Annotated in this window: 24 protein-coding genes; 8 read left to right on the top strand and 16 right to left on the bottom strand. The window is 60.6% G+C overall.

All coding sequences use genetic code 11. The features are described 5' to 3' along the window. Positions 1–123 precede the first annotated feature (123 nt). The 8 genes from cobG (at position 124) to ALP40_RS23345 (ending at position 7,755) form a co-directional block, all read left to right on the top strand. A complete protein-coding gene (gene cobG, locus ALP40_RS23380) occupies positions 124–1,464 on the top strand; it encodes a precorrin-3B synthase (RefSeq protein WP_122210520.1) in 1,341 nt (446 codons plus the stop codon). Continuing rightward, complete coding sequence (locus ALP40_RS23375) at positions 1,461–2,087, top strand: precorrin-8X methylmutase (RefSeq protein WP_004885801.1); 627 nt, start codon at positions 1,461–1,463, stop codon at positions 2,085–2,087. Before cobG ends, ALP40_RS23375 begins: the two co-directional genes overlap by 4 nt. Next, positions 2,084–2,815, top strand: a complete 732-nt coding sequence (locus ALP40_RS23370; protein WP_122210519.1) for a precorrin-2 C(20)-methyltransferase — start codon at positions 2,084–2,086, stop codon at positions 2,813–2,815. Before ALP40_RS23375 ends, ALP40_RS23370 begins: the two co-directional genes overlap by 4 nt. Further along, positions 2,815–4,515: a precorrin-3B C(17)-methyltransferase gene (cobJ, locus tag ALP40_RS23365; protein ID WP_122210518.1), complete on the top strand. Its 1,701-nt coding sequence runs from the start codon at positions 2,815–2,817 to the stop codon at positions 4,513–4,515. The genes ALP40_RS23370 and cobJ overlap by 1 nt, the downstream gene beginning before the upstream one ends. Before the next feature lie 345 nt (positions 4,516–4,860). Further along, on the top strand, positions 4,861–5,700 hold the full coding sequence (locus tag ALP40_RS23360) for a hypothetical protein (RefSeq protein WP_122210517.1): 840 nt from the start codon (positions 4,861–4,863) through the stop codon (positions 5,698–5,700). 59 nt (positions 5,701–5,759) lie between these two features. Further along, complete coding sequence (locus tag ALP40_RS23355) at positions 5,760–6,467, top strand: hypothetical protein (RefSeq protein ID WP_122210516.1); 708 nt, start codon at positions 5,760–5,762, stop codon at positions 6,465–6,467. Further along, positions 6,451–7,086 carry a hypothetical protein gene (locus ALP40_RS23350; RefSeq protein WP_122210515.1) on the top strand — a complete coding sequence of 212 codons (636 nt, stop codon included), beginning with the start codon at positions 6,451–6,453 and terminating at the stop codon, positions 7,084–7,086. The genes ALP40_RS23355 and ALP40_RS23350 overlap by 17 nt, the downstream gene beginning before the upstream one ends. A gap of 33 nt (positions 7,087–7,119) precedes the next feature. Continuing rightward, positions 7,120–7,755, top strand: coding sequence for a hypothetical protein (locus tag ALP40_RS23345; RefSeq protein ID WP_122210514.1), 636 nt, complete (start codon positions 7,120–7,122; stop codon positions 7,753–7,755). A 4-nt stretch (positions 7,756–7,759) separates the two neighbouring features. Here ALP40_RS23345 and ALP40_RS23340 read toward each other — a convergent pair whose 3' ends face one another. The 16 genes from ALP40_RS23340 to ALP40_RS23265 all read right to left on the bottom strand — a co-directional run bounded on the left by ALP40_RS23340 (position 7,760) and on the right by ALP40_RS23265 (position 25,724). Next, a complete protein-coding gene (locus tag ALP40_RS23340) occupies positions 7,760–8,356 on the bottom strand; it encodes a MarC family protein (RefSeq protein WP_122210513.1) in 597 nt (198 codons plus the stop codon). A 72-nt stretch (positions 8,357–8,428) separates the two neighbouring features. Further along, positions 8,429–11,218 (bottom strand): hybrid sensor histidine kinase/response regulator, encoded by a 2,790-nt coding sequence (locus ALP40_RS23335; RefSeq protein WP_122210512.1) that lies wholly within the window; start codon positions 11,216–11,218, stop codon positions 8,429–8,431. A gap of 91 nt (positions 11,219–11,309) precedes the next feature. Further along, complete coding sequence (gene purD, locus ALP40_RS23330) at positions 11,310–12,605, bottom strand: phosphoribosylamine--glycine ligase (RefSeq protein WP_122210511.1); 1,296 nt, start codon at positions 12,603–12,605, stop codon at positions 11,310–11,312. 201 nt (positions 12,606–12,806) lie between these two features. Further along, entirely contained in the window at positions 12,807–14,411 is a 1,605-nt protein-coding gene (gene purH / locus ALP40_RS23325; RefSeq protein ID WP_122210510.1) for a bifunctional phosphoribosylaminoimidazolecarboxamide formyltransferase/IMP cyclohydrolase, read from the bottom strand. An 81-nt stretch (positions 14,412–14,492) separates the two neighbouring features. Beyond that, positions 14,493–14,813 carry a DNA-binding transcriptional regulator Fis gene (fis, locus tag ALP40_RS23320; RefSeq protein ID WP_002555375.1) on the bottom strand — a complete coding sequence of 107 codons (321 nt, stop codon included), beginning with the start codon at positions 14,811–14,813 and terminating at the stop codon, positions 14,493–14,495. After that, positions 14,810–15,823, bottom strand: coding sequence for a tRNA dihydrouridine synthase DusB (gene dusB / locus ALP40_RS23315; protein WP_122210509.1), 1,014 nt, complete (start codon positions 15,821–15,823; stop codon positions 14,810–14,812). Before dusB ends, fis begins: the two co-directional genes overlap by 4 nt. A gap of 317 nt (positions 15,824–16,140) precedes the next feature. Continuing rightward, positions 16,141–17,493 carry a DUF3426 domain-containing protein gene (locus tag ALP40_RS23310; RefSeq protein WP_122210508.1) on the bottom strand — a complete coding sequence of 451 codons (1,353 nt, stop codon included), beginning with the start codon at positions 17,491–17,493 and terminating at the stop codon, positions 16,141–16,143. A 24-nt stretch (positions 17,494–17,517) separates the two neighbouring features. Then, the gene (gene prmA / locus ALP40_RS23305; RefSeq protein WP_122210507.1) at positions 17,518–18,396 is read right to left on the bottom strand and encodes a 50S ribosomal protein L11 methyltransferase; all 879 of its coding nucleotides are present in this window, start codon (positions 18,394–18,396) and stop codon (positions 17,518–17,520) included. A gap of 125 nt (positions 18,397–18,521) precedes the next feature. Continuing rightward, positions 18,522–19,865 (bottom strand): acetyl-CoA carboxylase biotin carboxylase subunit, encoded by a 1,344-nt coding sequence (gene accC, locus ALP40_RS23300; protein ID WP_122210506.1) that lies wholly within the window; start codon positions 19,863–19,865, stop codon positions 18,522–18,524. A 17-nt stretch (positions 19,866–19,882) separates the two neighbouring features. After that, positions 19,883–20,341: an acetyl-CoA carboxylase biotin carboxyl carrier protein gene (accB, locus tag ALP40_RS23295; protein WP_122210505.1), complete on the bottom strand. Its 459-nt coding sequence runs from the start codon at positions 20,339–20,341 to the stop codon at positions 19,883–19,885. Positions 20,342–20,420: 79 nt separating this feature from the next. Beyond that, positions 20,421–20,873 (bottom strand): type II 3-dehydroquinate dehydratase, encoded by a 453-nt coding sequence (gene aroQ, locus ALP40_RS23290; protein ID WP_122210504.1) that lies wholly within the window; start codon positions 20,871–20,873, stop codon positions 20,421–20,423. 129 nt (positions 20,874–21,002) lie between these two features. Further along, positions 21,003–22,787: a protein-disulfide reductase DsbD gene (locus ALP40_RS23285; protein ID WP_122210503.1), complete on the bottom strand. Its 1,785-nt coding sequence runs from the start codon at positions 22,785–22,787 to the stop codon at positions 21,003–21,005. Positions 22,788–22,909: 122 nt separating this feature from the next. Further along, entirely contained in the window at positions 22,910–23,191 is a 282-nt protein-coding gene (locus tag ALP40_RS23280) for a DUF3613 domain-containing protein (RefSeq protein ID WP_122210502.1), read from the bottom strand. Next, on the bottom strand, positions 23,188–23,925 hold the full coding sequence (locus tag ALP40_RS23275) for a hypothetical protein (protein ID WP_122210501.1): 738 nt from the start codon (positions 23,923–23,925) through the stop codon (positions 23,188–23,190). Before ALP40_RS23275 ends, ALP40_RS23280 begins: the two co-directional genes overlap by 4 nt. A 28-nt stretch (positions 23,926–23,953) precedes the next feature. Beyond that, positions 23,954–24,838, bottom strand: coding sequence for a type II secretion system F family protein (locus tag ALP40_RS23270; RefSeq protein ID WP_122210500.1), 885 nt, complete (start codon positions 24,836–24,838; stop codon positions 23,954–23,956). A 1-nt stretch (position 24,839) separates the two neighbouring features. Next, complete coding sequence (locus tag ALP40_RS23265; RefSeq protein WP_122210499.1) at positions 24,840–25,724, bottom strand: type II secretion system F family protein; 885 nt, start codon at positions 25,722–25,724, stop codon at positions 24,840–24,842. Between the last annotated feature and the right edge of the window lie 2 nt (positions 25,725–25,726).

Below are 25,726 nucleotides of genomic sequence, written 5' to 3'. Positions count from 1 at the left end.
TCCGACAGAGCGCCTTTTCATGCCTGCGGACAAAGCAGGCATAATACCGCGCCCGACGGGGTACAAGTGCTCTAATCCACGTACGGTGAAAGCCAGTCCAGTCAGTTCCTGCCAGGTGATCCATTGAACGAGCAGAAGTTCGCTCGCACATCCAGCGCAACGCTACGCCCCTCGGCCTGTCCGGGGTTGCTGCGTATCGTCCCGGCGCTGGACGGCGGTATCTGCCGGATCAAACTGCCCGGTGGGGTGTTGCTGGCCGCACAGGCGCAGGCCGTGGCTGATGCAGCGCAGACGTATGCCCAAGGCGTGATCGAGGCCACCAACCGCGCCAATCTGCAGATTCGCGGTGTAGGTGATGATCACGACGGGATGATTCAGGTCCTGATGGACGCAGGCCTGGGTCCGGAAAATCCCGACAGCGATGACGTGCGCAACCTGATGCTCAGCCCGTTGGCAGGACTGGATGCGCAGAGCCTGTTCGATGCCCGGCCGCTGGCAGCGCAGATCCTGGCGACGCTGGAAACCCATCCGCGCTTTCATGAGCTGTCGCCCAAGTTCGCGATATCGCTGGATGCTGGCGAAGCGCTGGTGATGCTGGAACACCCCCATGATGTATGGCTCTCGGCCTTGGAGTTCGACGGTCAGGTGATGCTGGCATTCGGCCTGGCAGGCTGTCCGGCCCACGACAAGCCCCTGGCTGCGGTGACGTTGGCTCATGGGCATGCGCTGGTCGTGACGTTGCTGGAGTTGTTTCTCGACCTTGCCCGCCCGGAGCACACCCGCATGCGGCATCTGCTGTCCGAGGTGTCGACTGACGAGATTCTGCGCCAGCTTTCAGCGCGACTGAACGTCGTCCTATGCGCTGAACCCGGCATCAGGAACTGGCGACGTCATGCCATCCAGCCCAATCGCCATATCGGGGTTTATCCGCAGGCCGGCCCCGACCTGGTCGCTGTCGGTGCTGTCGTGCCGCTGGGACGTCTGAGTGCAGGAATGCTCTCGGCGGTTGCGCAACTGGCCTTGGCGCACGGCGACGGCACCTTGCGCCTGACGCCTTGGCAAAGCCTGATGGTGCCCAACGTGCCGGTCGAGCGAGCGCACAAGGTGCTTGATGCGCTGCAGGCTGCGGGCCTGATCGGCTCAGAGGGGGAGCCACTGGCGCAGATGGTGGCCTGTACCGGTGCTGTCGGTTGCGCCAAAGGTCTGGCCGATACCAAGACCGACGCCCGTGTGCTGGCAGCCTGCTTGCATGAAAGCCGGGCGGTACACCTGACCGGTTGCCGACGGTCGTGCGCGGCGGCGCATGTGGCACCCGTGACCCTGCTGGCCGTCTCGCCCGGCCGCTATGACCTTTATTTTCGCGACGCAGCCCGCACCGGTTTCGGTGTGCTGCGCGCGCGTGACCTCACTATTGAAGCAGTCGGTGCGTTGTTGAACGCCGACTCACGGAGCAGCACTGCATGATTGATTACATCCGCGATGGTCAGGAGATTTATCGCAACTCCTTCTCGATCATTCGCGCTGAGGCGCGCCTGGACACGATCCCTGCCGACCTGGAAAAACTCGCTGTGCGCGTGATCCACGCCTGCGGGATGGTCGAAGTCATCGAAGACCTGCGCTTCTCGCCGGGTGCCGGTAAGGCCGGGCGCGATGCGCTGGCAGCCGGTGCGCCGATTCTGTGCGATGCGCGCATGGTGTCCGAAGGCATCACCCGCACGCGCTTGCCTGCTAACAACGAGATTATCTGCACCCTGCATGACGAAGGCGTTCGCGAAATGGCGCTGGAACTGGGCAACACCCGCTCCGCCGTCGCGCTGGAGCTGTGGCGTCCGCACCTGGAAGGCAGCGTGGTCGTGATTGGCAACGCGCCGACCGCGCTGTTCTATCTGCTGGAAATGCTGGATGCCGGTGCGCCGAAGCCTGCGCTGATCCTCGGCTTCCCGGTTGGCTTCGTGGGGGCTGCCGAATCCAAGGCCATGCTCGCCGCTGACAGTCGTGGCGTGCCGTTCGTGATCATGCAGGGCCGTCGTGGCGGCAGCGCGATGGCTGTTGCCGCCGTCAACGCACTGGCTACGGAGATCGAATGATGGCACGCGGTCGATTGATTGGCCTGGGCGTCGGCCCCGGCGACCCTGAGCTGATTACCGTCAAGGCATTGCGCCTGCTGCGTGAGTCGCCGGTGGTCGCCTACTTCGTGGCCAAGGGCAAGAAAGGCAACGCGTTCGGCATCATCGAAGCACACCTGCAGGATGTGCAGACCCTGATGCCACTGGTTTACCCGGTCACCACCGAAGCGCTGCCTGCGCCGTTGTCCTACGAGAAAGTCATCAGCGACTTCTACGACCAGTCGAGCGAGCAGGTGGCCGCGCACCTTGATGCCGGCCGCGACGTGGCGGTGATCTGCGAAGGCGACCCTTTCTTCTATGGCTCCTACATGTACCTGCACGACCGCCTGGCGGAGCGTTACGAGGCAGAAGTGATTCCGGGCGTTTGCTCGATGCTGGGGGGCGCTTCTGTGCTGGGCGCGCCGTTGGTGTATCGCAATCAGAGCCTGTCGGTGCTGTCTGGCGTGTTGTCCCATGACGACCTGAAACGCAAGCTGGCCGATGCTGACGCCGCCGTCATCATGAAGCTGGGCCGCAACTTCCATAAGGTGCGTGAAGTGCTGACAGAATTGGGCATGCATGGACGCGCGCTTTACGTCGAGCGGGCAACCATGTCCAACCAGAAAATCGTCCCGCTTGATGAGGTCGATCCGATGTCCTCGCCCTATTTCTCGTTGATCATCGTTCCCGGCGACAGGTGGCAGGGCTGATGGCGCACAACATTCCGGCCATCGTCATCCTGGGCAATGGCAGCCTGGCGACCGCACGACGTATCCAGCGTCTGTATCCCGACGCAGTGATCCACGGCCTGGCCGAGCGGGTGCAGGGGGCTGACAGCACCTACACCGAATTCGGCACCACCGTGCGTCAGCTGTATCAACAGAACACCCCGATCATTGCCCTGTGCGCGGCGGGCATCGTGATTCGCACCCTGGCACCGCTGCTGTTGGAGAAGGGCGTCGAACCGCCGGTGCTGGCTGTGGCCGAAGACGGCAGCGCGGTGGTCCCGTTGCTGGGCGGGCTGGGTGGCGTCAATGTCATGGCCCGCACGATTGCCGCAGGCCTGGCGGTCAACCCGGCGATCACCACCAGTGGCGAGCTACGTTTTGGCACCTGTCTGCTTAATCCGCCCAGCGGCTATGCGCTCGGCGATCTGGAATTGGGCAAGCGCTTCGTTTCCGATCTGCTGTCCGGCGAGCAGGTGCGCATCGAAGGCGACGCGCCGTGGCTGGCTCAGGCGCAACTGCCCGAAGACCCGCAGGCCGAGCTGGCGATTCACGTGGGCCATGCCTTGCGTACGCCGTCGGCCAACGAGCTGCTGATCTACCCGCGTAACGTGCTGGTGGCGGTGGACGACTGCTCGCCCGAACTGGCCGCTCAGGTTCGTCAGGCCTTGTGTGAGGCGCGCATTGCCGCACCATCGTTAGCCTGCCTGTTGGCAGGCGAGCAACACATGGCCGATGCCCTGCTGCATCGGGCAGCCGCAGCGCTGGACGTGCCGGTGCGCTTTGTCGCCGCAGGGTCGGCCAGTGAGATGGCGATGAGCGCCGTGCCGCAATTGCTGCCGCCCGTGAGTGGTGCAGGTATTGCCATCACCGTCGCTGCGCACCCTTTGGACATAAGCCATATCGGTCGCGGCCGTGGGCGTCTTGCCGTGATTGGTCTGGGGCCGGGCGCCGCGGACCTGATGGTGCCTGCGGTCAAGACCGAACTGGCGCGGGCCAATGATGTGCTGGGTTATGAAACCTATGTGCGCATGGCCGGGCCTTTTCGGCCCGATCAGGTGCTGCATTGCACCGATAACCGCGAAGAGATGATGCGTGCCCGCCACGCCTTCGAACTGGCTGCGCAAGGGCGTTCGGTGGTTGTGGTGTCGTCGGGCGATCCGGGCGTCTTTGCGATGGCCTCCGCCGTGCTCGAAGCCTTGCATGAGTCCGATGATCCGCAGTGGCACGCCGTCGAGCTGGAAATCCTGCCGGGCGTTTCTGCGTCGCTGGCCACCGCCGCACAGGCCGGTGCGCCGCTGGGGCATGACTTCTGCGTGCTGTCGCTGTCGGACAACCTCAAGCCGTGGGAGATCATCGAAAAACGTCTGGATTTGGCGTGCCAGGCCGATCTGGCGCTGGCGTTCTACAACCCGATATCCCGCTCACGCCCTTGGCAACTGGGGCGCGCGCTGGAGATCGTCCGTCAGCATCGCACCCCGCAAACGCCTGTCACGCTGGGCCGTGATGTGGGGCGGCCGGGGCAGACCCTGCGCGTCATCACGCTGGGCGAGTTGACGCCGGAGCAGGTGGACATGCGAACGATGGTGCTGATTGGTTCGTCTCTGACATGCACCTTTCCTCGCAACGAGGGCGGGCACTGGGTCTACACGCCACGCTGGTACGGGGCAAAGCCTCAGAAATGAAGTAGTCGTCCTCGAACGTTTTCCCGCAAGGAGGTGGGAAAACGCTTAAAGCTATCGGTGACATGCTGCCTGCGATGAGACGTTCTGTCCCGCGCGCCCGTTGAATTCAATACCAATCAAACTGCACGCCCTGTAGTTCGTTTCCCGGTATCGCCTAGGTACTTTCCTTTGGCCTGTATCTACGGGAGCCTCAGGCGCGTGGCTGTTGCCAGCCCTTTGTAAGGTGTCGCTTTGTGCCATCAGCGAAACCATCCTGAACCGCCTCGGTGACCCAACCCATCTGTTCCAAGAATTCGCTAGTCTCGCCTCGGTCCATACGGACTCATGAATTAACGGACTAATGAAATGGAACAGGACACCCTCATGAACACTAACGAAACTCTGGATTACATCGCCGGCTGTGAACTGGCTGATGATTGTGCTGCGCAGGTAAAGGGTTATGCCGCCGCAGGCATGATGGCATTTCTCGGTGCCGATGTAGCGGACGCACCGGGACTGGATGAAAGTGGCGAAGACAAGGCCGAGGGAGGCGCGGTTGTCGCGAGCAGCCTGGTCGCCTTTGCCGAGGGCGTTTCGCGGCAAAACAAGAACGACGTCATGGAGTCTTTCCTGTTCGCGACCCTGGTCGCCAACAAGGCGTTCAGCCCTGAAACCCAGGGTGATCAGTGGTACGACAAATTCAACGAAGTACTCGCCAAGATCGGTTGGCTCTCCACTCATTGGAACTATGCACGGTATCGCGGCGCACAGCAGCGTTTCACGATGGATGAGGTCGGGCTCGAAATTCTGGGGTCAGCCGTCGCGGCTGCTGCATTGCCTGGGCCTGCTTCGCTGGCGATGCTGAAAGTGGCCGGTGACGCCATAGCCGCACTGAGGGCCAAAGAGGAGCCGTTGCGCCTGTTCGAAAGCCAGACCAAGGCACACCGGGGCGGCAACTTCCGTATCGCGTCTTGTGTTGAGTCGCAGGATGGCACTGTCAACCTGGCAATGGGCGCGGTTAAATTCCAGGCGGACAGCGCGGTTACCAATGTTCTGTTCTGGGAGTGGCAAAACACACACGTTGAAACCTGGCTAGGCGAGAGCCATCTGGTGTTCAACACCGCGTTCTATGCACGTCACCGTGAACTGATTCAAGACAAGCTGGGCAGCAACGCCAAGCGTGCGATTGAAGAGTTCGACATCTGACCGATTCACTTGCGCAGGCGTCAGTCGCCTCCGTGCTCTTGTCTAAAAAGGAATTTTTCATGGAGCATGAGTTGAAAAGTGCGGTGGTCGATGCGGGCTGTCTTTTGTTCTTTTCCGAACAGCAAGACCTCGCTGCGCAACAGGATGTGCTGGATTCGCTGTTGTATGTCCAGTTGGCCGCCTCGAAGAAACACTCGAAATTTGTCACCTTCGATAAGTGGAATGAAACCTGGCTGGCGGCGGCGTCGCGTTTTGGATGGGTACTGAGTGCCAACGAGCGTATCAGTGAGCCTTTACCGGACGGCACTGTTCATGCGGTCTGGAGCCTTGCCAGTGATCTGGCAGGCCGGTCAGTCGATGCGGCCCTGATGAAGTATGCCGAGTCCTTGGGCCGCAAGATCTGTTTACAGGTTCCCGAACACGAGGCGGTTCAGCTGTTGACCAGCGAGACGCTGAGCCGTGAGGCGATGCACGACGGGCACCCGCTGACCACTGTGTCGTTGCAGATAGGCTTTGTCTGCGCTGACCGAAACATGATCCTTACGCAGATCCGCTTGGCCACGTGTCAGTCGCTCACGTCAGGCTTGCTGTTCGACACGCTCGACCCCGGCCTGATCAAGGGTAACGTCACGTTGACGTATTACTCGATGCAACTGATTGAACAGGTGTATGCGACCTTTCGCAGCGCGTTCGATGTTGCCCTTTCAGGCAAGCGCGCCACACTCCTCAAGTCACTGGGGGAGCTGTCTCATGTCCGGCAGGGATGAAAGCCTGCTGGCGGGCTCGGATCTGGTGTCGTTTGCACAGAATGTGGCCCCGGACCTGCGGCAGGACATTCTCGACTGTTTGCTTTACGCGAAAGTAACCGCTGACGCTCGTTTCTCCTCTCGGCAGGCGTGGCGCCTTTGGCTGAACGCCTACCAGCAAGCACTGGCGTCTACTGGGGGGCTGCGCTGTGCAGACATCACGGACAAACGACTGAAGATCCACAGCTTCAAGGATATCCGCAAGCTCCCCTTGCCTGTTTTTCCGGGCGGCCTGGCGCTCAGCCCGTTGTACATCAGGTCTATCGACAGGCTGATGACCAGTGAGCATGCGCAGCTGTTTTTCAGCACATGGTTCAGTTCCGGCCGTTCAGAGAGCTTTCAGGTGATGCCATGCGCGATGCAGGACGAACACGAGGCTGTCGTTCTGTCGTGCGCATTACAGATGACAACGCTGGCGCTCAGGCCTGCGCTCTATTTCTGGCAAATAATGAGCGGGGAGATGCACGTGCATGCCGTGTGTACGGCGTTCAGATTCAGTCGTATGGGGTACGAGCCGTTTCGTCAGAGGGTTAACGAAAGGATTGCCGAACATGCAGCGCAGGAAATCATGCGTCTGTAACACGCAGCGTTTTATCCAGGGAAGGAAGACGTAATGACTGCTGATGCAAGTAATGCTGCTTATCTGGGGGCCAGCTCCAGTCTGGTTGCCTTTCTCCCGGGGCTTTCGGTACAGGCGCGCGAGGACATCCAGGATGTCCTATTGGACGCCCAGTTATTTGCCGACCGATTGAATGATTTCGACACGCAGTGGAGCAACTGGATGCATTACTACCGCCGTCGGTTGAGTTCGCGCGGACTGTGCCAGACAGGTCTGGTGGTGGGTGACTCGATGGTGGTCAGCTCTATCGACGACTTGCTGGAGGCCAGCTTCAAAATCGCCGGCTCGACGGGCCGTCAGCCCTTGGGGAGCATGGTGCAGCGTGCGTTCGGCGCGCTGGGTATCCGGGAAGCTGTAGAGTCCTATTTTCAACACGGCATCGATCAGGGGCGTCTGGGCAGCTTCCAGATCGTACCCTGCGAGCACTACGACTCGAACCGTATCCTGATGGTGCTTTGCAGCTTGCGTCTGACCGTCGATGAGCGTTCAGCGGGTGGTCGACGGCTGCTGTTCTTTTTCAAGGGCGGCAGTTATGTCTTCGACCTTCACGCCTATGCTGCATGCCGCGACGATGTGAAGCGTTATCTGAATGGCAAAGCCCGGAGTTTGATCAGGGAACTCGTTATCTGAACAGTCAGGGGACCAGATATCCCCTGACGCCGGTAAAGATGATTTGTGCTGCGAGTGCGCACACGAACAGCCCCATCAGGCGACTGACAATTTGCAGCCCTTGGTCGCCAAGGATGCGCTCGATCCGGTTGGAGAGGTAAAGCACGACGCCGACCGTAAAGCTGGCCAGTGCGATGCTCACGATAGCGGCGAACTTGTCGTCCCAGTGCGGCTGGCTGACACCCATGACAAGCAGGGCGCCAATCGTGCCGGGGCCTACGGTGATGGGAATGGTCAGCGGCACGATGGTCACATCCTGCTGAATGTTATCGGTCTGTACCGCCGATTTGCCCTGAGCCATGCCCAGCGCGGAAATGAACAGCACCGTGCCCGCTCCGATGCGAAAGGCATCCACGGTGATGCCAAAGACGTCGAAAATCACCCGCCCGAACAGGTACAGCAGTACGCTGGACACCAGGGTCGCCAGGGCGACTTTCCAGGCCAGGCGCTTTTGCTCCTTGCGTGAATGGCCACGTGTCAGGCTGATGAAGCAGGACAGAACGAAGAATGGGCTGTAAAGCACCAGCATCTTCAGGTAAACGCTGGACAACACATGGAGCATGGCTTGGGCTCTTGGCGGCAGGTGACGGCCAGAGGAGTCTATCAGGCACGAGCCTGACTGACCCTGGCGTTGTCAGTTTTGCTGGTAAAGTTCGCCAGCCGAGGTCAGCCCGCGCACTTTGTCGCGTTGCGCCACCCAGTGCTCGACCAGCTCACGCAGTTGCGACAGCTCGATAGGCTTGGCCATGTGTCCGTCCATGCCCGCTTGACGTGCGCGATCCTTGTGTTCGGTCAGGATGTGCGCGGTCAATGCCACGACCGGTGTGCGCACGCGCTGATTGCCGACTTCCCAGGCACGCAGCTGTTCGGTGGCCGAGAAACCGTCGAGTATCGGCATTTCGCAGTCCATCAGCACCAGATCGTAGCGCTGCGCTTTCATGGCACGCAGTGCTTCTTCGCCGTTACTGGCCGTGTCGGGATGCAGGTTGAGTTTGCCCAGCATGCCGCGGATCACCTTGGTCGAGATGCTGTTGTCCTCGGCCACCAGAATTCTGAAATCGCTGGGCACGCGAACCGGCATGTTCAGCACCGGTGCCGGATTGATCGGCGTAACGCCCTTGTTCAGTTGCGTCAGTTCATCAGCCAGCGTGGTCTTGAGCGTGTAGCCTGCCACCGGTTTGGCCAGGATGCGCTTGATGCCGGCATTACGGGCAATGATCTTGCTTGGCGCATTGCTGATGCCTGTCAGCATGATCAGCAGGATGTCGTGGTTGAGGCTTGGGTCTTCCTTGATCTTGGCGGACAGTTGCATGCCCGTCATGCCCGGCATGTTCTGATCCAGCAGCACCACGTCGAAGTAATCCCGCAGGTGCGCCTTGGTGCGCAACAAGGCCAGTGCTTCCTTGCCGGACGCCACGGCACTGACGTTCAGGCCCCAGGCGCTGCATTGCTGCACCAGCACCTTGCGGCACGTGTCATTGTCGTCGACCACCAGCACCCTGGCATCTTTCAGCGGGCTGTCGAGGTCGACGATGGGTTGTTCGAGCAGTTTGGCGTCCAGCGGCAAGGTCAGCCACAGGGTATTGCCCGGCGTGCCGCTGTTCTGGATGCCGAATTCGCCATCCATCAGCACGATCAGTTGCCGCGCAATTACCAGCCCCAAATGGCCGCCCAGCTTACTGCTGGCCAGGAAGTTCTTGCTGTGCAGTTCGGCGTGCAGCAGAGCATCACGCTCCTCGTCCGACAGCGACTCGCCGGTGTCCTGAACGGAGATGCGCAGCCGCGGCGTGCCTGACTTTGTGGCATCCAGCGCCACGGCCAGCAGAATCTCGCCTTCCTCGGTCTTCTTCAGGGCGTTTTCCAGCAGGCTCAACAGTGTCTGGCGCAGTCGGGTCGGGTCGCCGCCGATGACGCGAGGCACTTGCGGCTGGATCAGGCTGATGAGTTCGACCTGTTGCTGCTCGGCCTTGGCGCGGAAAATGTTCAGGCAGTCCTCAACCAGCGCGCCGATGTCGAACTGCACATCGTCCAGCTCGATCTGGCCCGATTCAAGTTTGGTGATGTCGAGGATTTCGTTGATCAGCGTGAGCAGTTCGTTGCCCGCACTGTGGATGGTTTGCACGTAATCGCGCTGCTTGACCGACAGCGGCGTGCCCAGCAGCAGTTCGGTCATGCCCAGCACGCCGTTCATAGGAGTGCGGATCTCATGACTGATTTTGGCCAGAAATTCGGCCTTGGCGTTGATTTCGGCGGTGCTGGCGGCCTGATCGCGGCTGAGGCTGAACCGGTCTTCGGTGATGCTGCGATGTCGCTCGCTCAAAGCGATGCTCATCAGCAGTCCACTGACGCAGAATACGCACAGCAGGGCCAGGATCAACCATTGCGGCGGCACCAGACTCAGCCACAGCAGGCCGGGCAGCACCACCATGTAGCCGATATTGAAGGTGATCATGCCCAGCACGAACAGGCGCGCCGAGCGGTAGCCTTTCTGCCAGTGCCACACCGAGACCGCCAAAATGCTCAGTGTGGTCATGGAAACCAGCACGAAGGTCAGGATGTTGATAGGCAGGTTGTCGTCGAGCATCACCAGCAGCGCGCCGATGCCCATGAGGACAGCGTTACCCAGCAGCAGGCGGTCCAGCACTTTCACATTGCGATGCACAAAGAAGCAGTAGGTGTAGATCAGTCCGGCGATGGCGGCCATCAGCAGGGCGAGATGGGCACCAGGCGTCTGTGAGATGTGCCACGATTCAAGCGGGCTGAGCAGGTTGAGCAGCAACAAGGCGCTGAGTGCCAGCAGTGCTTCACAGGCCGCCAGCCAGAGGTTGCTGCGCGAACGTGTGTGTCCGTAACGGGTCAGGTTTTGAACGATCAGCATGGCGAGCGCACCGAACAGCAAGCCGAACAGGAACGGCTCGGTTTCGTCGGCCGCGCTTTCGACGGCGGATTCGAGCGTGATGCTGGGGCGCATTTGCTGGGTCGATACCAGCCTGAGGTAGATGTCGAGGGGAACGCTGCTTTGCGGGACGGTCAGCAGGAAATCGTTGGAAGGCAGCCGCTGATCCTGCTTGGGCACCTCGTTGCCGGTGCGCATATAGTCGACGATACGGTCGCCATCCATGACGTACATGTCGGCGCTGGCAAGATCCGGTGCGAAGATGCGCAGCAATTGTTCGTGTTGGGTCGGGTGCAGCCGGTAGTGCAGCCAGACGGCGCTTTGTCTTCCGGCGGCAGCGACCCGTTCAAGTTCAATGGGGCTGAACTGATTCTGGTAACGCGCCGAACGGATCTCATCCAGATCCAGGGAGGCCTTTTCATCGAGCAGCGTAGACCAGCCCGATCCATGATCGGCTTGCGCCGAGAGCATGAAGAGCAAGGTCATCAGCCCCACGGTCGAGGCTATGGCAATCCTGAGCCAGCGCACAATGAAATCCCTTCGTGAGTGAATAACCGATAACACTGCGTAGCGTCGGGTCAACCGGCCAGCCTCCGGGTTCAGAGGCTGGCCGGGCTGTTTATTCCTGACTTTCACCACGCTCACGGGCAATGGCACGGTAGCCAATGTCCTTGCGATAGAAGCAACCTTCCCAATCGACTTTAGCCGCCAGCGCGTAAGCGTTTATCTGAGCGCTGCCCACGCTGTCGCCCAATGCTGTAGCACACAGTACACGACCGCCACTGGTGACGACACGGCCATCCTGCAGGGCGGTGCCTGCGTGGAAAACCTTGCCGTCCAGCTTCGCCGCTTCGTCCAGACCGCTGATTGCTGCACCTTTGGCGTAGTCGCCAGGGTAGCCGCCTGCTGCCAGGACGATCCCCAGGCTTGGGCGTGGATCCCATTGGGCTTCAATCTTGTCCAGCGCTTGTGCCAACGCCGCCTCGACCAGCAGGACCAGGCTGGACTGCAGACGCAGCATGACTGGCTGGGTTTCCGGGTCGCCAAAGCGGCAGTTGAATTCGATCACTTTCGGGTTGCCCGCTTTGTCGATCATCAGACCAGCATAGAGGAAGCCTGTGTAAACGTTGCCTTCCTCTGCCATGCCCCTGACGGTCGGCCAGATGACCAGATCCATGACGCGCTGATGAACGTCCGCGGTGACCACAGGTGCAGGGGAGTAAGCGCCCATACCGCCGGTGTTCGGGCCGCTGTCGCCATCGCCGACACGCTTGTGGTCCTGACTGGTTGCCATCGGCAGCACATTCTTGCCGTCGACCATGACGATGAAGCTGGCCTCTTCGCCATCGAGGAACTCTTCGATCACGACACGCGAGCCTGCATCGCCAAAGGCATTGCCCGCCAGCATGTCGCGGACGGCGTCTTCGGCTTCGCTCAGGGTCATCGCAACGATAACGCCTTTGCCGGCAGCCAGGCCGTCGGCCTTGATCACGATCGGTGCGCCTTTTTCGCGCAGATAAGCCAGCGCCGGTTCGATCTCGGTGAAGTTCTGGTAGTCGGCGGTCGGGATCTTGTGGCGTGCCAGGAAGTCCTTGGTGAACGCCTTGGAGCCTTCAAGCTGCGCGGCACCTGCGGTAGGGCCGAAGCAGTCGAGGTTGCGGCTGCGGAACAGGTCCACAACGCCCGCCACCAGTGGCACTTCCGGACCGACGATGGTCAGCGACACGTTTTTCTCGGCGAAGTCAGCCAGTTGCTCCAGCGCCAGCACGTCGATCGCGACGTTTTCGCACTTGGCCTCAATGGCGGTGCCTGCGTTGCCGGGGGCGACGAATACTTTTTCTACGCGTGGATCCTGAGCAACTTTCCATGCCAGTGCGTGTTCACGACCGCCACTGCCGATGATCAAAACATTCATGTCAAAAACCTCGATGACGCTGATTCTGGGAGGTAGCGCGGCAGTTCATCGTCAGATGACCCCGCGGTACGAGGTCGCAATGGCGTAGGTGTATGCAAGGCGGATGGAGCTTCGCTGAGCGGAGTTGCCTCCTGGCAATGAGCATCAGCGGAGCCCCATCCAACGCAGCAGACGCCTGCGGCAGTGCGGCCGTTTCCTGAGTTAGTGGCGGAAATGGCGCATACCGGTGAACACCATCGCGATTCCGGCTTCGTCCGCCGCCGCGATGACTTCATTGTCGCGCATCGAGCCGCCTGGCTGGATGACAGCGGTGATACCCACCTTGGCTGCATTGTCGATGCCGTCGCGGAACGGGAAGAACGCGTCGGACGCCATGACCGCGCCCTGAACCTGCAGACCGGCATGTTCAGCCTTGATGGCGGCAATGCGCGCCGAGTTCACGCGGCTCATCTGGCCCGCGCCGACGCCGATGGTCTGGCGGTTCTTGGCGTAGACGATGGCGTTGGATTTGACGTACTTGGCGACTTTCCAGGCGAAGATCAGGTCGTGGATTTCCTGCTCGGTCGGCGCACGCTTGGTCACGACCTTGAGGTCGTCCGCAGTGATCATACCGATGTCACGGCTCTGCACCAGCAGACCACCGTTGACGCGTTTGTAGTCCCACGCCGGCGTGCGTTCGCTCCACTGGCCGCACGTCAGCAGTCGCACGTTGGCTTTGGTGGCCACGACAGCCTGAGCTTCGGCACTGACGCTTGGGGCAATGATCACTTCAACGAACTGGCGCTCGACGATGGCCTTGGCCGTTTCGGCATCCAGCTCGCGGTTGAACGCGATGATGCCGCCAAACGCCGACTCGGTGTCGGTGGCGTAAGCCAGCTCGTAAGCCTGGCGAATGCCACCTTCCTCGTCCGGGCAGACCGAGACGCCGCATGGGTTGGCGTGCTTGACGATCACGCAGGCTGGCTTGACGAAGCTCTTGACGCACTCCAGTGCGGCATCGGTATCGGCCACGTTGTTGAACGACAGCTCCTTGCCTTGTAACTGGGTCGCGGTCGCGATGCCCACTTCGGCAGGCTTGGCTTCCACGTAGAACGCCGCGCTCTGGTGCGGGTTCTCGCCGTAGCGCATTTCCTGGGCCTTGACGAACTGGGTGTTGAACGTACGCGGGAACTGACTGCGGCCTTCGGTGCTCAGGGTTTGCGCGGTCTGATCCACGCCACCCAGGTAGTTGGCGATCATGCCGTCGTAGGCAGCTGTGTGTTCGAAGGCCTTGAGCATCAGGTCGAAACGCTGGGCGTACGTCAGGCCGCCAGCCTTGAGGCTTTCCAGCACTTGGCCGTAATCGCTGGCGTTGACCACGATGGCGACGTCTTTGTGGTTCTTGGCGGCGGAGCGGACCATGGTCGGACCACCGATGTCGATGTTCTCGATCGCGGTCGGCAGGTCACAGCCCGGCTTGGAGACGGTCGCTTCGAACGGATAGAGGTTGACGGCCACCAGGTCGATCGGATTGATGCCATGCTCGTTCATGATGGCGTCGTCGATGCCGCGACGACCCAGAATGCCGCCGTGGATCTTGGGGTGCAGGGTCTTGACCCGGCCGTCCATCATTTCAGCGAAACCGGTGTAGTCGGCCACTTCCACTGCCGCGACGCCATTGTCCTTGAGCAGTTTGAACGTGCCGCCAGTGGACAGGATCTCGACGCCAAGCGCTTCAAGCTCGCGGGCGAATTCAAGGATTCCGGTCTTGTCGGATACGCTGATCAAGGCGCGGCGGATCGGCAGGCGGGTAGTCTGGTCGGTCATCTCAATTTCCATCAAAAGCAAAAGGAGTCAGCAAAAAAAGGCGACCGCTGTCAGGTGGGTCGCCTTTTCTGTTTTGAATGCTTAAAGCAGATCGTACTGTTTGAGTTTCTTGCGCAGCGTGCCGCGGTTTAGGCCCAGCAGCTCGGAGGCCTTGGTCTGGTTGCCCTTGACGTAGTTCATCACGCTTTCCAGAAGCGGAGCCTCGACTTCCGACAACACCAGGTTGTAGACGTCAGTGACGGATGCGCCTTCGAGGTGGGCGAAATAATTGTGCAACGCCTTTTCGACACTGCCGCGCAGGGTCTGGCCCTCTTCGCTCGGCGTGTTCAGGTGTTGTTTCAAATTGACGTTGTCGCTCACGGGTGTTGTTCCACTCACTAAAGTCTCGGTCATCATCGTCATGCGGCCACCTCTTTATCATTCTGGTTATCCGGGCCCTTGCAGCCTTGGCTGAAGAACTCCCGAACGTTGGCGCACTGTGCTTCCGTCTCTTCCAAACGATTGAATCGGGCGCGAAACTCCCTGGCGCCCGGCAAGGTTGCGAGATACCAACCGACATGTTTGCGTGCAATGCGCACGCCCATCACATCGCCATAGAAAAGGTGGAGCGCTGCAAGATGCTCTAGCAGAATGCGTTCCACTTCGTCGGATTCCAGGACCGGAAGCTTTTCGCCGGTACGCAGGAAGTGTTCGATCTCGCGAAAAATCCACGGTCGCCCTTGGGCGGCCCTGCCAATCAATAGTCCGTCCGCGCCGGTGGCCTGTAGCACGTACCGGGCTTTTTCGGGTGAATCGATGTCGCCATTGGCAAACACCGGGATCGACACCGCCTGCTTGATGGCGGCAATGGTGTCGTACTCGGCATCGCCGGTGTAAAGATCGGCGCGGGTTCGTCCGTGGACCGCCAGCGCCTGAATGCCGGCCTGCTCGGCGATCTTTGCCACGGTAAGCCCGTTTTTGTTCTCCCGGTCCCAGCCGGTGCGTATCTTCAGCGTGACCGGCACATCGACCGCCGCCACGACGGCGTGCAGGATATCGGTCACTAACTGTTCGTCTTTCAACAGCGCTGAACCCGCTGCCTTGTTGCACACCTTCTTGGCCGGGCATCCCATGTTGATGTCGATGATCTGGGCACCCAGTTCGACATTGGCACGCGCCGCGTCCGCCAGCATCTGCGGATCACCACCGGCGATCTGCACCGAGCGGGGCTCGGGATCACCTTCATGGATCATGCGCAAACGCGATTTACGGGTGTTCCACAGGCTCATGTCACTGGTCACCATTTCCGATACCACCAGCCCGGCCCCGAGTTCTCGGCACAGCTGACGGAAAGGCTGGTCAGTGACACCCGCCATCGGGGCGAGAATCAAGCCGTTCTGCAATGTATATGGGCCGATGCGTACCGCCGACATAGCCTTACCTATAGTGGGGCCGAATCATCCGCAGGCCGTGTAAAAAACCGTTTCACACGGTCTGCAACGGGTCGTCCAGCCAGTTGCCTGAGCAACCGTCAGACCGAGCCGAGAGTTTGAAAAAGGGTTGGCATGATACCCGCTCTCGATGACTGGATAAAGGCTGAATTGGATAAAATCTGAACAGTTACGTTCTTGTCACCAACAGCCCTGTTCTAAAGCGATTGGCGCTTCAAAATCGTCGATCTTGCGGCCTTTAGCCTCGAAAGTCGGAAGAGGGGCTCGCTGTCACAAGGTCATCGCGTCGGGCACAAGGCTTATTCGGGTGAGCGAAAGTTCAAGCTGTAATTCACGGCCTTGGCGCCCGGATCGAGGATGTCCAGCGCAATATGGATGGGTGTCTGAGGTGGCATTTCTTCCTTGCCCGCCATTTCGCCGCTCAGGTACTCACTCGGTTTGAACCGACGACTGGCAATGAGCTGACCACCGGTATCGGCGAATCGCAGCTCCAGCAGGGGAAAGGGCTGAGAAAAAGGCGCACGGTTGTAAATGATCGCGTCCACGATCAGGGCGCCCTGAAAGTCGGGGTGACTGCGTACTACCAGATTGCTGCTCTTGAGTTGGGAAATGTCGACTTTTGACGGCACTTTGCACCCGATCTGCGGGCAGAGCTGCTGAAACCAAGGCCGATACTGGTCTTGTCGCGCCAGTTGATCGAAGTGGTACCAAACGTACTGCGCAGCCAGGCCTGCCACTGCCAACAGAATCAGTACGCCCCACATCAGGCGGCGACCCCAGCGCGGTTTGGGTCGTTGCCAGTCCAGTTGCAGCGGATCGTCGGTGAGGTCCAGCAGGGTCTGGTCTCGCACGGCAGGCTCGTTTCGCGCGCGTTTGCCGCGCGAGTCAGGCTCTGGCTCGTCGTGCGTGTCGTCATCTTCGTCGATGTCGTGGTCATCGACCGCCGACCAGCGCTCGACCTTCTCTGTCTGCGGCTGTTTGCGCAGGCTGATAGGCGGCGCCATCGGCTCGTCATCGTCCAGCGGGCTGTCAGCCGAAAACGAGGGCTCGGTGCGATCGTTGTCATGAAGGGGGGCGGGCGACGTCACCTGTTCCGAATCGTCGATCACATGCGCCTGTACTTCGGGCAAATGGCTGACGTCATCGTTGTGCAGCGTGTCGACCCAGGCCGCGTCGTCGGTCTGTGGGGTGTCCCGATGGGCTGTCAGCATGCTGTCGTCGTGACGCGTGTTACGTACAAACGTATCCGAGCGCTGATTATCGCGCTTTTCCAGGCGAGCCAGCTCTTCGTCCAGATTCAGGTTGTCCAGGTCCATCTCGCTGACCTGCCAAGTGTCTTCATCGTCTTGCTGAGGCTGGCTGTGCGCGAGGCGCGGCGGCTGCACAGGCTCGGCAACCGGCATTACCGGCACGACGGGCACAACCGGCACGGGTGTGTCAGGTACGGCAGGCTCGACGATCAACGGCTCGCTGGCCTGTGCCGGCTTTTCGGGCTCGTCAACGCCTCGCTGCTCAAGCAGTTGTCTGGCGGCATTGAAGACCTGCAGGCACGCTCCGCAGCGCACCACGCCGCGTGCCACGCTCAGTTGTGCGTGGCTGACTCGGAAACTGGTCTGGCAGTGGGGGCACTGGGTGACGAAACTGTCGGTCATGCGGCGGTCCGGTTCAAGCAGCGGTTAACGGCGACGGCCCGTGATGCGTACCCAGCCATCACGGTTTGCAATTGGGTCCAGATCAAATGTAGCCGCATAGGCAGCGGCCACTTCCTCCCCTTGCTCGGCGAGGATACCGGACAGCGCAAGACGCCCGCCCGGCTTGACCAGTTCTGCCAGTTGAGGAGCCAGCGATACCAGCGGACCGGCCAGAATATTGGCGACCAGCACGTCGGCGGGTTCGCGGGGCAGGTCTTCGGGCAAGTAAAGCGTAAAGCGTTCGGCGGCGATGTGGTTGCGCCCGGCGTTGTCGCGTGAGGCTTCCAGCGCCTGAACGTCGATATCGGTACCGACGGCCTGCTCGGCGCCCAGCAACAGTGCGGCGATGGCCAGAATGCCCGAGCCGCAACCGAAGTCCAGTACGTTGCAGTGCTTGAGGTCCTGGCCGTCCAGCCACTCCAGGCACAACGCGGTCGTCGGATGGGTGCCGGTGCCGAATGCCAGGCCGGGGTCGAGCAGAAGGTTTACGGCGTCAGGCTCGGGGGCCGCATGCCAGCTTGGAACAATCCACAGGCGCTCGCCGAAACGCATGGGCTGAAAGTTGTCCATCCAGCTGCGTTCCCAGTCCTGGTCTTCGATGACTTCGCTAGTATGTTCAGGCAGTTCGGCGTCGGTCAGCAGGCGCAGGTGCGCCAGCGCCAAATCGGCGTCGGTGTCCGCTTCGAACAACGCCAACAGGTGGGTGTGTGCCCACAGTGGCGTGGTATTGAGTTCGGGTTCGAAAATCGGCTGGTCTTCAGCGTCCATGAAGGTCACGGACACCGCGCCGACTTCGAGAAGGGCGTCTTCGTAGGTTTCGGCTTGTTCTGGGCTGATGGCGAGACGGACTTGCAGCCAAGGCATGGCGGATTACCTTCGATTCAAAAATAAGTGCGGGCTTGACCGCGAGAAGCGGGCAAGTTTACTTCCAAGCGGTGCAAACAACAAAGCCGCATCACTGCGGCTTCGTCGTTCTGAAACACACTGGCTTATTGATTGGCCAGTTTGTGTTCCAGGTAGTGGATGTTGACGCCGCCTTCGCAGAAGCCTTCATCACGGGTCAGATCACGGTGCAGCGGGATATTGGTCTTGATCCCGTCAACCACGATTTCATCCAGGGCATTGCGCATGCGAGCCATCGCTTCTTCGCGGGTCGCGCCCCAGGTGATCAGCTTGCCGATCAGCGAGTCGTAGTTCGACGGCACTTTGTAACCGCTGTACAGGTGCGAGTCGACACGAATGCCGTTGCCGCCCGGTGCATGGAAGTGCTTGACCAGGCCAGGGCTTGGAATGAAGGTTTTCGGGTCTTCAGCGTTGATCCGGCACTCCAGCGAATGGCCCTTGATGACCACGTCATCCTGGGTAAACGAGAGCTTGTTGCCGGCGGCGATGCTGAGCATCTCCTTGACGATGTCGATACCGGTGACCATCTCCGAAACCGGGTGCTCCACCTGAACGCGGGTGTTCATTTCGATGAAGTAGAAGCGGCCGTTCTCGTACAGGAACTCGAACGTGCCTGCACCGCGGTAACCGATGTCGACGCATGCTTTTACGCAGGCAGCGAATACGTCTGCGCGTGCCTGCTCGTCGATGAACGGTGCCGGTGCTTCTTCCAGTACCTTTTGGTGGCGACGTTGCAGCGAGCAGTCACGATCACCGAGGTGAATCGCATTGCCCTGGCCGTCGGAAATGACCTGGACTTCCACGTGACGCGGATTGGTCAGGTATTTCTCCAGATAGACCATCGGGTTGCTGAACCAGGCGGCCGCTTCGGCGCGGGTCTGGGCAGCGGCTTCGATCAGGTCTTCTTCCTTGTGAACCACGCGCATGCCGCGACCACCACCGCCACCGGCGGCCTTGATGATCACCGGGTAGCCGACTTCACGGCCGATGCGCAGTGCGGTGGCTTCGTCTTCAGGCAACGGGCCGTCGGAACCCGGCACGGTGGGCACGTTGGCGCGCTTCATGGCGTCCTTGGCCGATACCTTGTCGCCCATCAGGCGGATGGTGTCGGCTTTCGGGCCGATGAAGGCAAAACCCGATTTCTCGACCTGCTCGGCAAAGTCCGCGTTTTCTGCGAGAAAGCCATAGCCTGGGTGAATCGCCGTGGCGCCAGTCACTTCGGCGGCCGCGATGATTGCAGGGATGTGCAGGTAGGACAGATTGGCTGGCGCAGGACCGATGCAGACGGTTTCGTCCGCCAGGCCCAAGTGCATCAACTCGCGATCTGCCGTGGAGTGTACAGCGACGGTCTTGATGCCCAGTTCTTTACAGGCACGCAAGATGCGCAAGGCAATTTCGCCGCGGTTGGCGATCAGAACTTTTTCCAACATCGCAGGCTCTCCCCGGTTCAAACGATAGTGAACAGCGGCTGGTCAAATTCAACCGGCTGACCGTTTTCTACCAGGATGGATTCGATCACACCGGCTTTTTCAGCCGTGATGTGGTTCATCATTTTCATTGCTTCGACGATGCAGATGGTATCGCCGACCTTGACGGTCTTGCCCACTTCAACGAATGCAGGCGAAGTCGGTGCCGGGGTGCGGTAGAACGTACCGACCATTGGCGACTTGACGACGTAGCCGTTCAACGCAGGGGCTGATGGCGCTTCGGCGGCAACTGGTGCGGCAGCAGGAGCAGGCGCAACGGGCGCGGCCATCGGAGCCGGTGCTGGCGCGTAATACGGCTGCGCAGGCGTCTTGCTGTGGCGGCTGATTCGTACGGACTCTTCGCCTTCACGAATTTCCAGTTCGTCGATGCCAGACTCTTCCAGCAATTCGATCAGTTTCTTGACTTTGCGAATATCCATCAATCATCAACTCCCAAGGGGTCTGTCAGTCGGTTCGGTAGCCGGTTCAAGCCATGAGGTCAGCTTCTGGCTGCGCCGTTCATGGCCTGGAACTCACGGCCAGTTGTTCCAGGGCGGCCTCCAGGGCCAGTCGGTAACCGCTGGCGCCAAGGCCGCAGATCACTCCCACAGCGACATCTGAAAAGTAGGAGTGATGGCGGAAAGGTTCGCGCTTGTGCACGTTTGACAAATGCACTTCGATGAATGGGATGCTCACTCCCATCAGCGCGTCACGTATTGCCACACTTGTATGCGTAAAAGCCGCCGGATTGATCAAAATAAAATCCACGCCTTCATCGCGTGCAGCGTGAATGCGGTCGATCAGTTCGTACTCGGCGTTGCTTTGCAGGTACATCAGATGGTGGCCAGCGTCGCGAGCGCGCTGTTCCAGGTCCTGATTGATCTGGGGCAGGGTGATGGTGCCGTAGACCCCCGGTTCCCGAGTGCCCAGCAGATTCAGGTTAGGTCCGTGAAGAACCAGAATGGTCGCCATGTGTGTAGTCCTTTTATTGTCTGCGAGCGTTTACGCCCGGCGACTATGCCGGAAGGGCAATGGACTGTCCAGTTAACTACAATAGGCAGCACGATGAGCGATATTCGCGCAAAGTTTGTGACTCAAGGGCTAGGTTTGGTCATTTGCTCCATTCAGACGCTCAATCAGCGCCGCAGCGTCGATTTCCCCGACGACCCGAACGTTTTGCAGTTCTTCGCCGCTTTTACTGAAAAAAAGCAGCGCTGGCGGGCCGAACAGCTTGTAGCGATCCAGAAGCGCGCGTTGCTCTGCAGTGCTGTCAGTCATGTCGAATTTGATGAGTCTGTAGCCCGACAATCGAGCGACAACGCCGGGGTCTGGCAGCACTTCATGTTCGATGACCTTGCAACTGATGCACCAGTCGGCGTACCAGTCCAGCATCAAGGGCTTGCCGTCGCGCTTTGCTTCATCGAGCACGCGGTCCAGTTCTGCGGAGGTGGTGATGGTCTGCCAGCTATTGGTGGTCAACGCTACCGCACCGCTGCTGGCCGTCGCTTGCGCCCGGCCCAGCGGGCGTGTGGGGTCGGTCTGGCCAGTGAATGCGCCGTACCAGCATGCCAGAGCGTAGACCAATAGAAACAGCCCGAGGAGCTGGGCGAGTTTTTGACGGTGCGTTTTTTCGGTGAACTCCAGCGTGCCCATGAACAGCGCGACGCCCGCGCTCAACAGGCCGACCAGCAGCAAAGTGATCTGACCCGGCAGAACGCGACTGAGCAGGGCGATGGCCAACCCCAGCAGGAGCACGCCAATGGCGTTCTTGACCGTCACCAGCCACGGCCCGCTTTTAGGCAGCCAGGCCGCGCCGCCCGTGGCCACCAGCAGCAGCGGTGCGCCCATGCCCAGGCCCAGTGCGAAGAGTTTCAAGGCGCCGCCCAGGGCGTCGCCGCTGGCGCTGATGTAAAGCAGGGCGCCCGCCAGAGGTGCGGAAACGCAGGGCGATACCAACAGGCTGGACACCACGCCCAGTACGGCAGCGCCCCACAGCGAACCGCCTTCGGTCTTGCCCGCAATCCGATCGAGCCGGTTGCTCAGGCCTTGCGGCAGTCGCAGTTCGAACAGGCCGAACATGGCAATGGCGAAGATCACGAAGAACGCCGAGAACGGCACCAGCACCCAGGCCGATTGCAGACGTGCCTGCAGGTTGAGACCCGCGCCAAACATGCCCATCAGCGCGCCGAGCAAGGCGAAGCAGACGGCCATCGGCAGCACGTACGCCAGTGACAGGCTCAAGCCGCGCAGCCCGCCTACCTGACCGCGCAGCACCACACCGGACAGAATGGGCAGCATCGGCAGGACGCAAGGGGTGAAAGTCAGGCCAACGCCTGCAAGAAAGAACAGCGCCAGCTCTTTCCAGCTCCACTCGGTCTTGGGGACGGACGCTGATGCTGACGCGGGCGGATTAGCCGCCACATCACCGATATCGATGCGCTCGGTTTCAGGCGGGTAGCACAGGCCTTTGTCGGCACAGCCCTGATACGTCACCGCCAGGGTGAAGGGGCGCTCTTCGCCGGGCTTGCGCGGCAGATCGATGTCCAGAATGCCGTGATAGACCTCCACATCACCGAAGTACTCGTCGTGTTTCTGCTCGCCTTTGGGCAGTTGTGCCTCGCCCAGGCCGATGTCGGCGGGTTCGGTGCGGAACTGGAAGCGATGGCGGTACAGGTAATAGCCGTCGGTGGCGACGAGGCGCAGTTTGATCGACTGCGGTGTGGTTTCGATCAGGCTCAGTTGAAAGGCCTGACGGACGGGCAAAAATTGCTTGCTGTTATCAAGCGCAGCGCCGCCCAGGGTGGGGGCTGGGCGACTCTCCAGCAGACTCGCTCCGAAGGCGGGCAAGGTCAGCATCAACAGCATCAGGCATAGCAAGCGGCGCATGGCGGTCCAGAATCTCTGAGCTCAAAAGTCAGCGCATGATAACGGAGTGCTTGGCTGCGTGCTGCTGCAAGGATTGTAAGGGCCAATTTCAAGACGATTCCTACAGCTTTTTGGCGCAGTGATTACCTGTCTGACGAAAAGCTGCCTCCTGATTCCTGCTCGTAGAAGGGCGGTATTGGGTGTTTGTAGGTGTCCAGCCAGCGCTGCAGGCTCAGGTCGCGCTCGGAGGGCGTGCTGGTTTGTCGAATCGTTGACGCTGCCGCGCCGCTGGCCTGCAGTTGCAGCCAGGTTTCGGTCTGGCTCTGACGCTGAGGCCGTTCGCGTGGCGAAGGGGAATCGTCTATCGCCAACGCGTTCGACGACAGTGCAATCAGCGCGGCACCGCACATAAGCAGTTTGTTCATGGTCGTACTCCGTGTGTTTGACGGCCATCTTGATCGAGCACCGCTGTCGCCTGCGTTTTCAAGGCCGCAGGCCGGGTGGCGGCGACCTTGAGCTTTTCTGCACGAGCGGTCGCGTCGGTGATCTGCGCAGGTGTCAGGCCCGCTCGCGAGGCCAGTTGGGCGGCCTGTTTCCAGTTGTCCTGATAAATCAGCAGGGTGACCAGATTCACGGCTGCCAGCGTGTCTGCCTGTTTGAGTTCCATTGCGGTCAGAAACTGGAAGCGCGCCTGCTCAAGCTGCAACTGGTTCAGGTAGACCACGCCCAGGTCGTTGCGAATCTTTTCGTCGGTGGGCTCCAGTTTGCTGGCCCGCAGCAAATGCTGCTGAGCCTGGACGTTATCGCCGCGTGCGGCAGCCAACTGGCCCAGCCCGTGCTCACCCTGCGCCGCTCGACAGGTGCCGAGCAGGCTGCGGTACAAAGGTTCTGCTTCGTTGCTGCCAAGCAATCGCAACACACGCGCCTTGCGCAGGCGCACTTCCCCCAGGCTGTCCGGCAGGCTTTCCAGGTTGGCAAGGCTGGCGTGCAGTCGGCCTTCGTCCGCCATGTTCTGCGCCAGGTTCAAGGCGAACTCCTGATCCGAGGTCAGTTTGGGGCAACTGTTACCCTGGCTCGATCCCTGCGTCCACGGCATGCTGCCATCACTTGCGCAACCGCTGAGCATCAACAGACCGAGTAGGGTAATGACTGTTTTCATGGCGTGTCTTCCTTGAATAACGTGAGCTTCAGCCGCCCAACGCGCGACTCAACGCGATAAAGCTAGGGCCTGCCAGTACGATCAGCAGGGCCGGAAACAAAAACACCATCATGACCACCGACATCTTCGCCGACAGCTTGGAAATGTATTCCTGCAAGCGTGTATGGCGTCGATCATCGATCAGTTGCTTGAGCGTCAGCAGCGATTTCAGCGCGCCGCCGCCCTGGTGAATCAATTGGTTGAGGATCACGCAGGTGTCGCTGAACTCATCCACGGCCAGCAGAACCGAGGCCTTGCGCAACTCCTCGCCCAGTTCAAGGCCTGAGTCGACGCGGGTCAGGATGACGCGAATCTCTTCGGACAGGACCGGCAACAGGTCCTTGCCTTCGCTGCTGAGCACCCGCAACGCCTGCTCCACGGCCATGCCGGATTCGAACAGGATGCGCAGCAAGGGAATGAACGTTGAGATCTCGACGACCACCTGTTTTTGGCGGGCTTTGGCATACGCCGCCAGCACGCGTTTGGGCAGTATGTAACCGATGCACAGCGCAAAGATGGGCGCGACCAGCGGTTGCGAAACCTCTTTGAACAGCAGCATCTGAGCCAGCACCACCACCGTCACCAGCCCGAACGGGACGCCGATCTGGCAGGCTGCGTACAACGAGCGCTTGCTGGCCCGCCGCCAGCCGATCCGGTTGAGCAGCAGTTGGGTTTCGCTGTCGAGGCTGATGGTGCGCTGGCCAAGGCGCGTGTCGCCCAGCAGGCGCAGCCAACTGCCGATGCGGCTTTCCCGCACCGTCTGGCCCTGTAGACGTTGAACCACCAGCCGTTCGCTGCGCCGCTGGCGGGCAATGTTGGAAATCGCCAGCAGCGCGGCAGCCAGCAGCATCATTGCGCAGAGCAGAATGGCCATTTCAGATACTCCGCAACATGCGCCAGAGCGCCAGACAGCCCACCACTTGCAGAATGAACGCGGCCATCAGCAGGGTTCTGCCGCCGCCATCGTTCCACATGTGGATCAGGTAAGTGGGGTTGACCGCCAGAAAGTAACCGGCCATGCCGACAGGCAGCAGGGCCAGCACGATTGAGGTCATACGCGTTTCGCCGGTCATGGCGCGCAGTTGTCGGCTGGCCTGTTCCCGCTCGCGAATCAGCCGGATCAGGTTTTCCATCAGTTCGCTGGCGTTGCCGCCATAGCGGTGGTTGACGCGCAAGCCCAAGGCGAACAGATGAAACTCGTCTCGCTCATACAGTTCGGCAAAGTCCCGGGCGGCATCCGGCAGGCTGACGCCGAGTTGCACGTTGCGTTCGATGCGGCTCATGCCGTCCTTCAGCGGCTGGTCTGCGGCTTCGATCCCGTGCAGGACCGCGTCCGCGAGGGTTCTGCCGGATTTGAGGCTGCGCACCGTGTGGTCAAGCAATTGTGGCAATTGCTCGACCATACGCCGCACCCGCTTGTGGTAGCGCCAGGACACGAAAAGTCGCAGTAGCATCGGCATACCGATCAGTCCGGCCACCGCACCGAACCCGTCAAACAGCGCGTAGCCGATCACAATGGTTGCCACCCACGTCAGCAGCAGCAGACGCACTCGCTCGGTAGGATGGCCAAGGCCTGCGCGCAGGAAGGCCCGGTCCAGATACACCCAGCCCGGCGTTACCGTGGCCGGTTGCACCTGCCCTGCAATGAGGCGCTCCATGACGCGCTCGCTGTCGCTCCGGCTCAAAGCCAGCAGAAACAGCCAGGCCGAGGTGCCGAGCAGCAGCACGGCGATGATCGCCAGCCACAATGACGCACTCATGT

The organism is Pseudomonas viridiflava (assembly GCF_003702045.1).
Lineage (GTDB): Bacteria > Pseudomonadota > Gammaproteobacteria > Pseudomonadales > Pseudomonadaceae > Aquipseudomonas > Aquipseudomonas viridiflava_C.
This window is presented reverse-complemented; position numbering and strand designations above follow the sequence as displayed.

Coding starts and splice junctions, on each gene's coding strand:
- ALP40_RS23375 (WP_004885801.1), top strand. CDS start 1,461: ATGATTGATTACATCCGCGATGGTCAGGAGATTTATCGCAACTCCTTC.
- ALP40_RS23370 (WP_122210519.1), top strand. CDS start 2,084: ATGATGGCACGCGGTCGATTGATTGGCCTGGGCGTCGGCCCCGGCGAC.
- cobJ (WP_122210518.1), top strand. CDS start 2,815: ATGGCGCACAACATTCCGGCCATCGTCATCCTGGGCAATGGCAGCCTG.
- ALP40_RS23360 (WP_122210517.1), top strand. CDS start 4,861: ATGGAACAGGACACCCTCATGAACACTAACGAAACTCTGGATTACATC.
- ALP40_RS23355 (WP_122210516.1), top strand. CDS start 5,760: ATGGAGCATGAGTTGAAAAGTGCGGTGGTCGATGCGGGCTGTCTTTTG.
- ALP40_RS23350 (WP_122210515.1), top strand. CDS start 6,451: ATGTCCGGCAGGGATGAAAGCCTGCTGGCGGGCTCGGATCTGGTGTCG.
- ALP40_RS23345 (WP_122210514.1), top strand. CDS start 7,120: ATGACTGCTGATGCAAGTAATGCTGCTTATCTGGGGGCCAGCTCCAGT.
- ALP40_RS23340 (WP_122210513.1), bottom strand. CDS start 8,356: ATGCTCCATGTGTTGTCCAGCGTTTACCTGAAGATGCTGGTGCTTTAC.
- purD (WP_122210511.1), bottom strand. CDS start 12,605: ATGAATGTTTTGATCATCGGCAGTGGCGGTCGTGAACACGCACTGGCA.
- purH (WP_122210510.1), bottom strand. CDS start 14,411: ATGACCGACCAGACTACCCGCCTGCCGATCCGCCGCGCCTTGATCAGC.
- fis (WP_002555375.1), bottom strand. CDS start 14,813: ATGACGATGATGACCGAGACTTTAGTGAGTGGAACAACACCCGTGAGC.
- dusB (WP_122210509.1), bottom strand. CDS start 15,823: ATGTCGGCGGTACGCATCGGCCCATATACATTGCAGAACGGCTTGATT.
- ALP40_RS23310 (WP_122210508.1), bottom strand. CDS start 17,493: ATGACCGACAGTTTCGTCACCCAGTGCCCCCACTGCCAGACCAGTTTC.
- prmA (WP_122210507.1), bottom strand. CDS start 18,396: ATGCCTTGGCTGCAAGTCCGTCTCGCCATCAGCCCAGAACAAGCCGAA.
- accC (WP_122210506.1), bottom strand. CDS start 19,865: ATGTTGGAAAAAGTTCTGATCGCCAACCGCGGCGAAATTGCCTTGCGC.
- accB (WP_122210505.1), bottom strand. CDS start 20,341: ATGGATATTCGCAAAGTCAAGAAACTGATCGAATTGCTGGAAGAGTCT.
- aroQ (WP_122210504.1), bottom strand. CDS start 20,873: ATGGCGACCATTCTGGTTCTTCACGGACCTAACCTGAATCTGCTGGGC.
- ALP40_RS23285 (WP_122210503.1), bottom strand. CDS start 22,787: ATGCGCCGCTTGCTATGCCTGATGCTGTTGATGCTGACCTTGCCCGCC.
- ALP40_RS23280 (WP_122210502.1), bottom strand. CDS start 23,191: ATGAACAAACTGCTTATGTGCGGTGCCGCGCTGATTGCACTGTCGTCG.
- ALP40_RS23275 (WP_122210501.1), bottom strand. CDS start 23,925: ATGAAAACAGTCATTACCCTACTCGGTCTGTTGATGCTCAGCGGTTGC.
- ALP40_RS23270 (WP_122210500.1), bottom strand. CDS start 24,838: ATGGCCATTCTGCTCTGCGCAATGATGCTGCTGGCTGCCGCGCTGCTG.
- ALP40_RS23265 (WP_122210499.1), bottom strand. CDS start 25,724: ATGAGTGCGTCATTGTGGCTGGCGATCATCGCCGTGCTGCTGCTCGGC.